The 13,379-nt window shown below is 71.3% G+C and carries 14 protein-coding genes; 4 read left to right on the top strand and 10 right to left on the bottom strand.

From position 1 onward, the window contains the following. Positions 1 to 50: 50 nt before the first annotated feature. Positions 51 to 671 carry a cupin domain-containing protein gene (locus D3272_RS20590; protein ID WP_129221093.1) on the bottom strand — a complete coding sequence of 207 codons (621 nt, stop codon included), beginning with the start codon at positions 669 to 671 and terminating at the stop codon, positions 51 to 53. Between the two features lie 284 nt (positions 672 to 955). Here D3272_RS20590 and D3272_RS20585 point away from each other — a divergent pair, with 284 nt between their 5' ends. From D3272_RS20585 to D3272_RS20570, 4 genes are all read left to right on the top strand, one after another. After that, positions 956 to 1,915 (top strand): ABC transporter substrate-binding protein, encoded by a 960-nt coding sequence (locus tag D3272_RS20585; RefSeq protein WP_165361441.1) that lies wholly within the window; start codon positions 956 to 958, stop codon positions 1,913 to 1,915. Between the two features lie 160 nt (positions 1,916 to 2,075). Continuing rightward, positions 2,076 to 2,900 (top strand): amino acid ABC transporter ATP-binding protein, encoded by an 825-nt coding sequence (locus tag D3272_RS20580; RefSeq protein WP_129221091.1) that lies wholly within the window; start codon positions 2,076 to 2,078, stop codon positions 2,898 to 2,900. Continuing rightward, positions 2,897 to 3,571, top strand: coding sequence for an amino acid ABC transporter permease (locus tag D3272_RS20575; protein WP_129221090.1), 675 nt, complete (start codon positions 2,897 to 2,899; stop codon positions 3,569 to 3,571). Before D3272_RS20580 ends, D3272_RS20575 begins: the two co-directional genes overlap by 4 nt. Next, the gene (locus D3272_RS20570; protein ID WP_207210270.1) at positions 3,568 to 4,248 is read left to right on the top strand and encodes an amino acid ABC transporter permease; all 681 of its coding nucleotides are present in this window, start codon (positions 3,568 to 3,570) and stop codon (positions 4,246 to 4,248) included. The genes D3272_RS20575 and D3272_RS20570 overlap by 4 nt, the downstream gene beginning before the upstream one ends. 4 nt (positions 4,249 to 4,252) lie before the next feature. On the opposite strand, the gene D3272_RS20565 is transcribed toward D3272_RS20570, so the two are convergent. The 9 genes from D3272_RS20565 to msrB form a co-directional block, all read right to left on the bottom strand. Next, positions 4,253 to 5,263: an ABC transporter ATP-binding protein gene (locus D3272_RS20565; protein ID WP_129221089.1), complete on the bottom strand. Its 1,011-nt coding sequence runs from the start codon at positions 5,261 to 5,263 to the stop codon at positions 4,253 to 4,255. Next, positions 5,260 to 6,294: an ABC transporter ATP-binding protein gene (locus D3272_RS20560; RefSeq protein ID WP_129221088.1), complete on the bottom strand. Its 1,035-nt coding sequence runs from the start codon at positions 6,292 to 6,294 to the stop codon at positions 5,260 to 5,262. The genes D3272_RS20565 and D3272_RS20560 overlap by 4 nt, the downstream gene beginning before the upstream one ends. Before the next feature lie 2 nt (positions 6,295 to 6,296). Next, the gene (locus D3272_RS20555; RefSeq protein WP_129221087.1) at positions 6,297 to 7,205 is read right to left on the bottom strand and encodes an ABC transporter permease; all 909 of its coding nucleotides are present in this window, start codon (positions 7,203 to 7,205) and stop codon (positions 6,297 to 6,299) included. 8 nt (positions 7,206 to 7,213) lie between these two features. After that, positions 7,214 to 8,164: an ABC transporter permease gene (locus tag D3272_RS20550; RefSeq protein WP_129221086.1), complete on the bottom strand. Its 951-nt coding sequence runs from the start codon at positions 8,162 to 8,164 to the stop codon at positions 7,214 to 7,216. 46 nt (positions 8,165 to 8,210) lie between these two features. After that, positions 8,211 to 9,899 carry a peptide ABC transporter substrate-binding protein gene (locus D3272_RS20545; protein ID WP_129221085.1) on the bottom strand — a complete coding sequence of 563 codons (1,689 nt, stop codon included), beginning with the start codon at positions 9,897 to 9,899 and terminating at the stop codon, positions 8,211 to 8,213. 31 nt (positions 9,900 to 9,930) lie between these two features. Beyond that, complete coding sequence (locus D3272_RS20540; RefSeq protein WP_129221084.1) at positions 9,931 to 11,259, bottom strand: NAD(P)/FAD-dependent oxidoreductase; 1,329 nt, start codon at positions 11,257 to 11,259, stop codon at positions 9,931 to 9,933. Between the two features lie 34 nt (positions 11,260 to 11,293). Further along, positions 11,294 to 11,989 (bottom strand): SDR family NAD(P)-dependent oxidoreductase, encoded by a 696-nt coding sequence (locus tag D3272_RS20535; RefSeq protein WP_129221083.1) that lies wholly within the window; start codon positions 11,987 to 11,989, stop codon positions 11,294 to 11,296. 28 nt (positions 11,990 to 12,017) lie between these two features. Further along, positions 12,018 to 12,560 (bottom strand): MarR family winged helix-turn-helix transcriptional regulator, encoded by a 543-nt coding sequence (locus tag D3272_RS20530; protein ID WP_129221082.1) that lies wholly within the window; start codon positions 12,558 to 12,560, stop codon positions 12,018 to 12,020. Positions 12,561 to 12,931: 371 nt separating this feature from the next. Next, a complete protein-coding gene (gene msrB / locus D3272_RS20525; RefSeq protein ID WP_129221081.1) occupies positions 12,932 to 13,354 on the bottom strand; it encodes a peptide-methionine (R)-S-oxide reductase MsrB in 423 nt (140 codons plus the stop codon). Between the last annotated feature and the right edge of the window lie 25 nt (positions 13,355 to 13,379).

Below are 13,379 nucleotides of genomic sequence, written 5' to 3'. Positions count from 1 at the left end.
GCTCTCTCCTGGGCTCGACGGGATGGGGGCGGGTGCCGGGCGGCAGACGCTCAGATGTGGCTGTCGACGACGCTCATGATCCACACGACGCGCGCGGGCTCGCCATGGGGGTTCGACAGGGCGTGGGGCAAACTGCTCGGGAACTGGAAGCTGTCGCCCTCGCCGAGGTCGGAGATGTCGCCGCCGACCGTCAGGCGGACCCCGCCTTCGAGCACGAAGCCGCCCTTCTCGCCATGCCCGATGATGACGTCCTCGCTGACGCCGCCGGGCGGCAGGGTGATGAGCATGAAGCGGAGGTTGCGGTCCTTGCGCGGCGACATCAGCTCCTTCACGAGCCGGCTCTCGCCCACCACGATGCGCGGCCGGTCGGCGCGGCGCAGGACGTAGTCGGACCGGGGCGCCGCCACGGGCTCGGCCGCGCCGCCGCTCTGGTCGAGCACCTCCCACAGGTTCACGCCCAGGGCGGCGCGCAGGCGCTGCAGCGTGCGGATCGACGGGTTGGTGGTGCCCCGTTCGATCTGGCTGATCATCCCGGCCGAGACGCCGGCCGCCTCGGCGAGCTGCGCGATGGTCAGCGACCGTTCCGCCCGGAGCCGGCGCAGCCGCGTCCCGACATCCACGGGGCCGGAATCCGTGATGGCGGGGACGGCGGGTTTGGTCGAGACGAGCATGCCGGGCCTTTCGTTGAAGATATTCAATATCCTGACGACGGCGAGACGGCAAGATGCGCGGCGGACCGCAGCGGAAGGCACGCCGTCCCGCAGGCCGGCCTGCCGGCAGGAGATCGAGGGTTCATGACGGTTTTGCCGCCGGTTTCGGCAGGCTTGACGGGGCGTGCGCCGGCCTTGTGCAGGGCGCTTCGACGGCGGACGTTAATTTCAGCAATTCAATATATTGATTACGAGGCGGTTCCGTGTAGGCTGCCGATGCAACCGATTGAACGGGGTGGATGACCATGACGGATCGCATGTTCGGCGCGTCTCTGACGCGGAGACATCTTCTCGGGAGCGGCGCCGGCCTCGCCGCCGGCGCGGCCCTGGGTCCGTTGGGCTTGGCATCCCGCGCCTTCGCGGCGACGCCGCCGAAGTTCAAGACCGTCGAGGAGGGGTTCCTCACCATCGCCATGAGCGGCTCCATGCCCCAGACCGGCCTGAAGGACGGCCAGGTCATCGGCAGCGACGCCGACATGGTGGCGGCGATCGCCAAGCATCTCGGGCTGGCGGTGAAGCCCAACCTCATGGCCTGGTCGGCCACGATCGAAGCCATCAAGACCGGCCGCGCCGACATCATGTGCGGCGACATGGGCTGGTCGAAGGCGCGCGCCAACGCCCTGCTGCTCACCGATGTCATCTACTACGACGGCAACTACGTGACGATGCGCAAGGACCGGCCCTCCGGCCCCTACATCGACGTGAACGATATGGCCGGCCACAGCGTCGGCAGCGGCACCGGCTACAGCTACGTCCCCGACATCAAGAAGATCCCCAATGTCGAGGTGAAGCTCTACGACAACGACGACGCCTGCGTGCGCGACGTCGAGGCCGGCCGGCTCGACTATGCCGTGCTGGACGGCATGTCCGTCGACTACATGCTGCTGCAGAACAAGGACAACAACCTCAAGCTGGTGCCGATCAAGCCCAACACGCAATACCCGTCGCTGAGCGGCAAGGGGCGCGCCGTCATGGGCATGAGCCTCGAGAACACCGACCTGTTCGACGCCGTCAACGCCGGCATCAAGTGGCTCTGGGCGTCCAAGACCAATGCCGAATGCCTCGCCCGCTACGGCATGGTGAACCCCGACTACATGGTGGCGGGGGCCACGGATCCCCGGATCGACGTCGACCGCTCGGCCGACGGCAAGATCCTCGGGCCGGCCGCCCATACGCCCAAGGACTATTCCTCGCTCTTCAGCTGAGACCGCGTGAAGGCATGCCCGTTCCCCCCCGACCGTAGAGAGGTCGTCCTCGACGTTTGGGGGGAACGGGCACGGATGCGATCCATCGACGCATTCTGAGAGCGGCCCCGCAACCGCGGGTCACGAGCCGGGCGAGATCCACGACGCAGCGAGAGGCCCCATGATCCCGAACGCCACGCTCTCGACCCCGACGCTTCCGGACCCGGCCCCGCCCCTCGTGCGGATCGCGGGCCTGCACAAGTCCTTCGGCGCGCTCGACGTGCTGAAGGGCATCGACCTCGACGTGCGCCCGGGCGAGAAGGTTTCGATCATCGGGCCGTCGGGCTCGGGCAAGACGACCATGCTGCGCTGCGTCAACTTCATCGAGCGGCCGACGCGCGGGCAGATCCACATCGACGGCGAGTTGCTCGGCCAGAAGCGCGTCGGCGAGGCCCTGGTCGACGTCGACGACCGCACCCTGGCGCGCCAGCGCGCCGGCATCGGCATGGTGTTCCAGCGCTTCAACCTGTTCCCGCACCTGTCCGTGCTGCGCAACGTCACGGTCGGCCCCATCAAGGTCGGCCGCGTGCCGGCCGCCGAGGCCGAGGCGCGCGCCCTCGATCTCCTCGACAAGGTCGGCCTCGCGTCGAAGCGCGACAGCTATCCCGAGCAACTGTCGGGCGGCCAGCAGCAGCGCGTCGCCATCGCCCGCGCCCTCGCCATGCGGCCCAAGCTGATGCTCTTCGACGAGGCCACCTCGGCCCTCGACCCGGAACTCGTCGGCGAGGTCCTGGGGGTGATGGCCGGCCTCGCCGCCGAGGGCATGACCATGATGATCGTCACGCACGAGATGCAGTTCGCCGAGGACGTGTCGGACCGTGTGGTCTTCATGGACGGGGGCGTCGTGGTCGAGGAGGGCCCGCCCGCCCGCCTGTTCCACGCCCCCGAGCACCCCCGCACCCGGGCCTTCCTGAGTGCCGTGCTCGACAAGCGGCGCGCCCCGTGAGCACCCAGTGGCTGCGGTTCGTCGACCGCTTCCCCCACATCATCGGCCTGCTGCTGACCGGCGCCGTCGTCACCGTGATCGTCACGGCCGGGGCCTTCGTGGTCTCGGTGCTGCTCGGCCTCGCCTTCGCGGGCTTCAGGACCTCCGACTCCCGCCTCCTGCGGGCCCTGGCCCACGCCTACGTCGAGGTGTTCCGGTCCGTGCCGGTGCTGACGCAGCTGTTCATCGTGTATTTCGGCCTCGCCGCGCTCGGCATCCGCCTGTCGCCCCTGCCGGCGGCCGTGGTGGGCTTCGGGCTGAACGGGGGCGCCTATCTCACGGAGGTGTTCCGCGCCGGCATCGAGGCGGTGGCCCGCGGCCAGACCGAGGCGGCCCTGTCGATCGGCATGACCAAGCTCACGGCGCTGCGGGTGATCGTGCTGCCCCAGGCCACCCGCATCGTCATCCCGGCCCTGGCCAACTTCGCCATCGGCCTCCTCAAGGACACGTCGCTGGCGTCGGCGGTGGCGGCGCCCGAACTGTCGTTCAACGCCAACATGCTGGTCAAGGAGACCTACCTGTCGACGCAGATCTACATGTCGGTGGCGGCCATCTACCTCGGCCTGAGCCTTCCATTGTCGGCCCTGAGCCGGGCGCTCGAGCGCCGCGGCGCCCGCGGGAGCCGCGCATGATCTCCGCCGCCACGCTCGCCCTCGTGCGCGAGTGGATGCCCGAACTCATCGTCGCGGCCGGCTACACGCTTCGGATGGCGGTGCTGGCCTACGGGCTCGGCCTCGTGGCGGGGCTGCTGGTCGCGCTCGGCGAGATGTCGCGGCGGCGCTGGCTGTCGCGCGCCTGCCGGGTCTACATCGAGTTCATCCGCGGCACGCCGACGCTGACCCAGCTCTTCCTCATCTATTTCGGCCTGCCGTCGGTCGGCATCGTGCTGCCGAGCTTCGCCGCCGCCGTGGTGGCGCTGGGGCTGCACTATGCCGCCTACATGGCCGAGATCTACCGGGCGGGCATCGCGGCCGTGGACCAGGGGCAGGGCGAGGCCGCATCGGCCATCGGCATGAGCCGCGCCGAGGCCATGCGCCACATCGTCCTGCCGCAGGCGATCCGCATCATCGTGCCGCCGCTGGCCAACAACGCCGTGGCGCTGCTCAAGGACACGTCGGTGGCGTCGCTGATCGCCGCACCGGAACTGATGATGCGGGCCGACGACATCACCAGCGAGTTCTACATGCCCATGCAGGTCTACTGCCTGGCGGGGGTGATGTATTTCATCATGGCGTTCCCCCTGTCGCTGGGCGCGCGCTGGCTGGAACGCGCCATGGCCCGCAGCCGGATCCGCGCCCGCCGAGCCTAACGCGTCACGCCGCGACGGGCGCGGCGAGGGCGATGTCGTCGCGGATGCAGGCCGCGAAGTGGCCGGGGCCGACGGCGCGCAGCGGCGGCACGGCCGCGGCGCAGGCCGGCAGCGCGTGGCGGCACCGGCCGCGGAAGGCGCAGCCCGAGGGCGGGGCGAGCGGGCTCGGCAGGTCCCCGTCGAGCAGCACCCGCGGCCGCCGCAGCGTCGGGTCGGGGATCGGCACGGCGGCGAACAGCGCCTCGGTATAGGGGTGGCGCGGGCCGGAGAAGAGGCTGCGGGTGTCGGCGATCTCGACGATGCGGCCGAGGTACATGACGGCGACGCGGTCGCAGACGTGGCCCACCACGGCGAGGTCGTGGCTGATGAACAGCATGGTGAGCGACAGGCGCCGGCGCACCTCCATCAGCAGGTTCACCACCTGCGCCTGGATGGACACGTCGAGCGCCGAGACGGGCTCGTCCGCCACGAGGAAGTCCGGCGCCATGACGAGGGCCCGGGCGATGCCGATCCTTTGGCGCTGTCCGCCCGAGAACTCATGCGGGTAACGGTCCGCCGCCCGTTCGGGCAGGCCCACGGTGGCGAGGGCCTCGATCACGCGGGCGCGCCGCGCCGCGCGGTCGAGACCCTGGCGCTGGATCACCAGGGGCGCCGCCACGATGCCGCCGACCGTCATGCGGGGGTTCAGCGACGAGAAGGGGTCCTGGAAGATCATCTGCATGCGGGGGCGCAGCGCGCGCAGCCGGCCCGCCGTCCAGGCCGTGATGTCCTCGCCGCCGAAGGTGATCCGCCCCGCGGTCGGCACGGTGGCACGCAGCAGGGCGCGGCCGAGCGTCGACTTGCCGGAGCCCGACTCGCCCACCAACCCCAGCGTTTCGCCGCGCCGGATCTCGAAGGACACGTCCTCGACGGCCCGCACCACGTCGCCGCGGCCGAAAAGGCCCCGGCCGCCGTAATGCTGGCGCAGGCCCTCGACCTTGAGGAGCGGGGCGGCATCCTGCGGCGCGGCGCTCATGCCCGGGCCTCGAGGGCGGGCCGGGGCGCGGCGGCGGCGGCGATCTCGGCCCAGCGTCGGCAGCGCACGTCGTGGCCGGCACCGGCCGCCTCGAGCGGCGGCACGGCCTCGTCGCAGGGCGTCGGCCGCCGGTGGGGGCAGCGGGGCGCGAAGGCGCAGCCGGGCGGCGGGGCGCGCGGGTCCGGCACGGTGCCGGGGATCGACACCATCTCGCCGCCCTTGAGGTCGAGCCGCGGCACGGACGCGATCAGGCCGGCCGTGTAGGGCATGCGCGGTGCCGTCATGACGGGCACGACGCCGCCGCTTTCGACGATGCGGCCGGCATACATGACCATGACGCGGTCGGCGATCTCCGCCACGACACCGAGGTTGTGGGTGATGAAGACGAGCCCCATGCCGGTCTCGCGCTGCAGGCCCTTGAGCAGCGCCAGGATCTGGGATTGCACGGTGACGTCGAGCGCCGTCGTGGGTTCGTCGGCGATCAGCACGGCGGGGTCGCAGGCGAGCGCCATGGCGATCATCACGCGCTGGCGCATGCCGCCCGAAAGCTCGTGCGGGTAGGCGCGGAGCCGCCGCGCCGCATCCGGGATGCCGACGCGCTCGATCAGGCCCTCGGCCCGCTTCAGCGCCGCGTGCCGGTCGAGCCCGCGATGGAAGCGGACGGACTCGGCGATCTGGTCGCCGATCCGGTGAACGGGGTTCAGCGACGTCATGGGCTCCTGGAAGATCATGGCGATGCGGTCGCCCCGCAGCGCCCGCACGGCGGCATCGGGCAGGGCGAGGAGGTCGTGGACGGTGCCGTCGCGGCCGCGCAGCAGCGCCGCGCCCGTCACCCGCGTGCGCGGTGCGGGCGGCAGCAGGCGCATCAAGGCGAGGCTGGTGACGCTCTTGCCGGAGCCCGATTCACCGACCAGCGCCAGGGTCTCGCCCGGGTGGAGCGTGAACGCCACCTCGTGCACGGCCGGAACCGTCCGCCGCCCGTCGGCGAAGCCGACCGACAGGCCGCGCACCTCGAGGACCGGGCCCGCCACCGTCACAACTCCACCCGCGCGTCGAGCGCGTCCCGCAGCCCGTCGCCGACGAAGTTGAAGCTCGCCACCGCGACCGTGATCATCAACCCCGGGAAGATCGCCAGCCACGGGGCCGAGCCGAGATATTGCTGGGCGTTGTTCAGCATGTTGCCCCAGCTCGCGACGGGCGCCTGGATGCCGTAGCCGAGGAAGCTGACGTAGGCTTCGGCCAGGATGGCGCGCGCCACCGTCAGCGTCGCCGCCACGATGATGGGGCCGACCGCGTTGCGCAGCAGCTCGTTGGTCATGACGTAGAAGCCCGATGCGCCCATGAGTTCGGCCGCGAGGGTGAAGTCGCGGGCCTTCAGCGTGCGGATCTGGCCCTGCACCACGCGGGCCACCTCCATCCAGCCCGTGGCGGCGATGATCAGCGTGATGGTGACGACGTTGGGCCGGATGAAGGCCGCCAGGGCCAGCAGCAGGAACACCGAGGGGAAGCACAGCACGGCGTCGACGCAGCGCATCAGCGCGGCCCCCACGAGGCCGCCGCGATAGCCGGCCACGAGGCCGATGGCGGTGCCGACCGCCGTCGAGAGCGCCATGGCGGCGAAGCCGATGGTGAGCGAGATGCGGCCCGCCATCAGCAGCCGCACCAGCAGGTCGCGGCCGAGCTGGTCGGTGCCGAAGACGTGGGGCCCGGCGAAGGGACCGGCGAAGCGGTGGCGGATGTCGATGAACAGCTGGTCGTAGGGGATCAGCAGGGGGCCGAGCCAGCAGGCCAGCAGCATCAGCGCGATGGCGGCGAGGCCGGCCACCGCCAGGCGGTGGCGCAGGAAGCGGTGCAGCGCGCCGCTGCGTGCCCGCCCGGCGGCCGGGCGGCGGGACAGCAGGGCGGCGAGGCGGCGCGGCGGGGCGAGCGGGGCGTCGGTCATGGCAGGCCTCAATCGAGCCGGACGCGCGGGTCGACCACCGCGCCGACGAGGTCGGCCATCAGGCTGCCGATCAGCACCAGCAGGGCCGACACCATGAGGATGCCCATCACGACCGGATAGTCGCGGTAGCCGAGCGAATCGAGGAACAGGCGCCCCATGCCGGGCCAGGTGAAGACCGTCTCGGTGACGAGGGCGCCGCCGAGCAGCGTCGGCAGCTCCAGCCCGGCGAGGGTGATCATGGGAAGCCAGGCGTTGCGCAGCACGTGGTGCAGGACGACGCGCCGCTCCGGCAGGCCCTTGGCGCGCGCCGTGCGGACGAAGTCCTGGTCGATGACGTCCAGCATGGCGGACCGCATGTAGCGGCTCCAGACCGCCACCTCGACGAGCGCCAGCACGCAGGCCGGCGCGATGAGGTGGTGGACGTAGCCCCAGAGCGACGCATCCCCGACGGTCGCGCGGCTGCCGGCCGGCAGCCACCCGAGCTTGACCGAGAAGACATAGATGGTGACGAGCCCGAACCAGAAGGTCGGGATCGACAGCGCCACCATGGCGCCGGCCGTCGACAGCACGTCGAAGGCCGAGTCGCGGCGCACCGCACCGAGGACGCCCACCGTCACGCCCGTCAGCACCGCCAGCGCGATGGCGGCCCCCATGAGTTCGAGCGTGGCGGGCAGGCGGGCCGCGATCACGGCCAGCACGGGCTGGGCGTCGCGGTAGGAATGGCCCCAGTCGCCGACGAGCAGGCGGCTGAACCACTGCCAGTATTGCAGCGGCAGCGGCTGGTCGAGCCCCATGGCATGGGCGATCTCGGCGAGCTGGGCCTGGCTCATGCCGGGCACGAGCGCGAACTGCGCCATCGGGCCGCCCGGCGCGAGATGAAGCACGCCGAAGCCGATCACCGAGACCAGGACCAGCAGCAGCAGGCTTTGGGCGAGCCGGCTCACCAGGAAGCGCGCCACGCCGGACCTCCGAGGGGTTCCGGTTCCACCGGGCCGGCGCCGCGCCTCATGCCCAGTACCACTCGCCGGCGTTCCAGCAGTTCTCCTGGGTGTTGATGTTGGGGACGTAGCCCTCGAGGCCGGCCTTCACGCCCTGGACCATGGCGTATTGGAACAGGGGCAGGTAGGGCAGCTCCCGGCGCGTCAGGGCCTGGAGCTTGAGGTAGGCGGCCTTGCGCTGCGCCCGGTCGACCGTCGCGGCGCCGTCCTTGAGCAGCGCATCGGCCTCGGGGCTGTCGAACTGCGTCGTGTTCTGGCCACCGCCACCCTTGGCGGCGATGGCGTGGCTGGAGAAATAGTCGGTCGCATCCGGGTCCGGGCCGACCATGAAGTCGATGCCCACCATGGCGCTCTCGAACTTGGACAGCATCCAGTAATCGCCCCACATGACGGCGGGCGGCAGGTTGGAGATCGTCATCCTGGCGCCGATCTCCAGCCAGTTCTGCTGCAGGAGCTGCTGGGCCTGCTCGCGCAGGTGGTTGCCGGCCGTGGTGGAATTGGTGAACTCCAGCCGCACCCCGTCCTTGACCCGGATGCCGTCGGGTCCCGGCGCCCAACCGGCGGCGTCGAGCGTGGCCTTGGCCTTCTCCGGGTCGTAGCTTTGGGCCGGGAGGTCCGGGTTGAAGGCCCAGGACTGCATGGGCAGGTAGGATTCCGTCGGCACCGGCAGGCCGTAATAGAGCTGCTCGATGATGCTCTTCTTGTCGACGGCGAGGTAGAGCGCCTCGCGCACGGCGCGGTCCTTGAACACCGGCAGGCCGGTGTTCAGCGCGAGGTTCTCGATCGTGGCCTTGGGCACCGGCTGCACGACCTGGCCCTTCAGCGTCTTGGCCTCGTCGTAGTGGTCGGGCGTGATGCCCTGCAGCCCGATGTAGTCGATGTCGCCGGTCTGGAACTGCGTGTAGAGCACGGTCAGGTCCGGGACGTATTTGATGACCAGGGTTTCGAGGAAGGGCCCCGGGCCGTGGTAGCCCTCGTAGGCCTTGAGCGTGATGTGGTCGCCCGGCACGCGCTCGCCCCACCGGAACGGCCCGGTGCCGACGGGGTTCTGGGCGAAGGCGGGCTTGTTGATGTCGGCCTCCTTCTCCAGGATGTGCTTGGGGCCGAACCAGGTCCAGGACAGGATCGCCGGATAGGGCGCGTAGGGCCGCTCCATGCGCCAGGTGATCTCCGTGGGGCTCACCACCGTCACGTCGCGCAGGAGGTCGTGGCCGGCGCGCCGGCCGGACAGGAACTTCGGGTCGACCAGCAGGGCGAGGTTGTACTTCACGTCCTCGGCCGTGAAGGGCGTGCCGTCGTGCCACTTCACGTCGGGGCGGAGCTTCACCCGCCATGCGAGCCCGTCGGCCGAGATGCCGCCGTTCTCGACGCTGGGGATCTCGGCGGCGAGGTCGGGCGCGAAGCTGCCGTCCGGGTTCGAGCGCCACAGCGTGCCGAAGAGGTTCATGTAGACGGCTTCGTCCACCTCGATGTGGAGCTTCAGCGGCTGGAACACGGTCGGCTCCTGGGACAGGCCGATGACGGCCTGGCCCTTGGGCTTCGTGGGCGGCGTCGCCGCCAGCGCCCCCGGCACCCAGCCGGCGAGGGGGCCGGCGAAGGCGAGCGCCCCCGCCGAGGCGCCGAGTGCCAGGAGCCGGCGCCGGCTCGGGCCCTGGGTGCGCGCGGATGGCAGCGCTTCGTCGTGGTCCTGGCTCATGGCGGGAACTCCGGCGTGGATGGGGGTGGCGTCAGATGCCCGCGATAGGGCGCGGGTTGGAGCCGTCGCTGAAGCGGGACAGGCGGAAGTCGTGCGGGTCGACCACCGGGGCCGCGCCCGTCACGAGATCGGCGGCGAGGCGGCCCGCGGCGGGGCCGATGCCGAACCCGTGGCCCGAGAAGCCCGTCGCCACGACGAGCCCCGGCAGGGCGTCGACCGCCGAGATCACCGGGACGGCGTCGGGCGTCACGTCGATCATGCCGGCCCATTCCTGGACCACGCGCGCCTTGCCGAAGACTGGGAAGAGCCGCGACAGGTCGGCGAGGGCCTGGCGATTGTAGCGGCGGTCGGGCTCGGGATCGAGCACGCGGCACTGCTCGTAGGGCGACACCTGGTCGAGCGGCACGGTGCGCGCCTCCGTCCATTCCTGCCGGAAGCGGCCGTCGACGCGCAGCTTCAGCCCGCGCCAGTCGTCCGTGAAGGCGGGAAGGAAGTCGGTGAAGAAGCGGAAGCTGTCGGGCACCAGCGGCACGACGTTGACGCTGCCGTTGGCGATGGAATAGCCGCCGTCGAGCCGCTTGCGGTAGGCTCCCTTGGAGCACCAGAACGATGCCTCGGGCCCGCCCTCGAGCGGTGCCGTGCGCAGGACGCTGGAACGCACCTTGAGCTGTTGCAGCACGATGCCGAGGTCGGCGAGGAAGCGGCGCGACCAGGCGCCGCCCGCCAGCACCACGGCATTGCAGCGGATGCGGCCACGCTCCGTCACCACGGCCGTCACCCGCCCGCCCGCCCGGTCGAGCCCGCGCACGGCGCAATCGGTCAGCACGACAGCCCCGGCCGACTGCGCCGCCGTGGCGATGGCGGGCGCGGCCTTCTGGGGCTCGGCCCGGCCGTCGGTCGAGCAGTACATGGCGGCCTTCCAGCGCTTCGACCCGTCCGGCACGTGCCGGTCGAGTTCGGCACCGGAGATCATGCGGGCGTCGATCTGGTAGGGGCGGGCGTGTTCGAGCCAGGTCTCGTAGCGGCCGACGTCGGCGTCGCTCTCGCAGCCCCAGACGACGCCCGAGGCCCGGAAGCCCGTCTCGGCCCCCACCGTCTCGTTCATCTGCCCCCACAGGCGCAGGCTTTCGACGATGAGCGGGATCTCGCGCGGGTCGCGGCGGCCCTTGCGGACCCAGCCCCAGTTGCGGCTCGACTGCTCGCCCGCGATTTGCCCCTTCTCGCACAGCGCCACCGAGACGCCGCGCTTCGCCAGCGCCAGGGCCGTCGACGTGCCGATGATGCCGCCACCGATGACGACGACCTCGACGGCGTCGGGCAGCGCCTCGTCGGGGCGGATGGGGTCGACCGGGGGTCCCATGCTCAATCCTCGTTCCGCGGGGCCGTGCCCCGGCTCAGAGCCGCGGCTCCAGGGCCCAGTTGATGGGTATCTCGGCGACGGCGGCGGTGTTGGGCAGGTCGAGCGCGAAGGCGACGACGCGGCCGACCTCGCCGGGCTGGGTCAGCGTGGCGGGGTCGCGCCCCGCCGTCAGCGGCGCCGCCATGTCGGTGGCGACGAAGCCCGGGCAGATGGCGGTGGCCCGGATGCCGTGCTCCCAGCCGGCCTGGCGGATGGCGTGGGTGAGGCCGAGGACGGCGAACTTGCTGGTGGCGTAGAGGCCCGATGCGGCCGAGGCGACGCGGAGGCCGGACAGCGACGCCACCACGGCGACGCGCCCGCGGCCGCCCGCCTTGAGCGGTTCCCAGGCCGCCTTCACCAGCCGGCGCGGCGCCTTGACGTTGACCTCCAGCAGATCGTCGAAATCCGCGTCCCCGGCGTCGATCACGTTGCCGGGGATCATGATGCCGGCGTTGGCCACCACGGCGTCGATGCGCCCGAACCGCGCCATCGTGGCCTCCACCCAGGCTGCCGGCGCCGCGAAGTCGCGGGCGTCGTAGCGCTGGAGCAGGGCGTCGGCGGGGATGGGCCCCACCATGGCGTCGGGATCCCGCAGGCCGAGGCTGAGGCGCCAGCCCGCGTCGGCCAGGGCTTCGGCGACCGCGCGGCCGATGCCGCGGTTGGCACCCGAGACGAGGGCGACCCGGCTCACCGCCCGCCCCCGCCGCGCCGCGACCGCCTCACTCGGGGTCCGGCACCATGTCGAGGTAATGGACGTAGACCTTGCGCAGCAGTTCGAGCATCCGGGCGCGCTCGTCCCCCGACAGCATGGCGAAGAAGCGCTCGTCCTGCCGGCGCGCGGCGTCGCGCACCGTGTCCCGCAGGGCTTCGCCGCGCGGCAGCAGGTAAAGCTCGCGAGCCCGTCGCTCGATCGGCGAGATGCGCTGCTCGACGAGGCCGGCCTCGGCCATGGCGTCGAGGAGCTTGCCCATCGCCGACCGGTCCCGCCGGACGAAATGCGCCAGCACCGAGGGCCGGATGCCGGGGTTGGCGCCGACCAGCAGGATCGTGGCGATCTTGCCCGTGCCGCCCGCCAGGCCGAGGGGCTCCATCTCGGCGTCGAGGTCCTGGCTGACCAGGATGTTGACGGTGCGGACGTAGAAGCTCAGCAGCGAGCCGAAGACGTCGAAATCGATGTTGATATAGTCGACGGTCTTCGGCGCCTTGAGGCCGCGGCGCGACGGCGCGGCTCGGGCGCCCCGCCCTCGGGCCTTGGCTTCCATGATGGCGGTGGCCTCGCAAAGCGGTCGACTCCCGGCTCGGGGTGGAGTGGACAGGCATGGTGATCGTGCCGATGGGCCGCGGCCCATCGCGGTTCAGTGCCGAGCCCGATCAGCATCGAGACAGTGCAGCGGCACATCTCCACTTGCGGACTCGTCTCCGTCGACCTCGCCGATGCGGGATCGACTTGCTGCGTCGCGAGATGACCTGTTCGATCGTGTGCCCTGCGACCTGATGATGGTAGGTGTCCACTATCCCGAGCGTCAAGCCGGATACGCGACCGGCGCTGCGGAAAGAATCCGCAGCGCCGGGTCGAGGGCGATCCATCGCTGGGCAGAGCGCCGCGGGATCGGGCGCCGCGGCGCGGGGCCGGTCAGGCGGGCGCGAAATTCATGGCGACGCCGTTGATGCAGTAGCGCAGGTGGGTGGGCGCCGGGCCGTCGTCGAAGACATGCCCGAGATGGCTGCCGCAGGTGGCGCAATGCACCTCGGTGCGGACCATCCCGTGCGACCGGTCGACCGTGCTCTCGACCGCGCCCTCGATCGGCTCGTTGAAGCTCGGCCAGCCGGTGCCGCTCTCGAACTTCAGTTTGTTGTCGAACAGCGGCGTGTCGCATCCCGCGCAGGAGAAGGTGCCGCGGCGCTTCTCGTGCAGGAGGGCGCAGCTTCCCGGCCGCTCGGTGCCGTGGCGGCGCATCACCTGGTACTGGTCCTGGGTGAGCAGGCTGCGCCATTCGGCGTCGGTGCGGGTCACCGGGAAGGCCTGGGTGTCGTCGACCTGGGTGTCGTGGGTCATGGGGCGGGGCTCCGGATGGCGGGGC

Source organism: Lichenibacterium ramalinae, assembly GCF_004137085.1.
GTDB lineage: Bacteria > Pseudomonadota > Alphaproteobacteria > Rhizobiales > Beijerinckiaceae > Lichenihabitans > Lichenihabitans ramalinae.
This window is presented reverse-complemented; position numbering and strand designations above follow the sequence as displayed.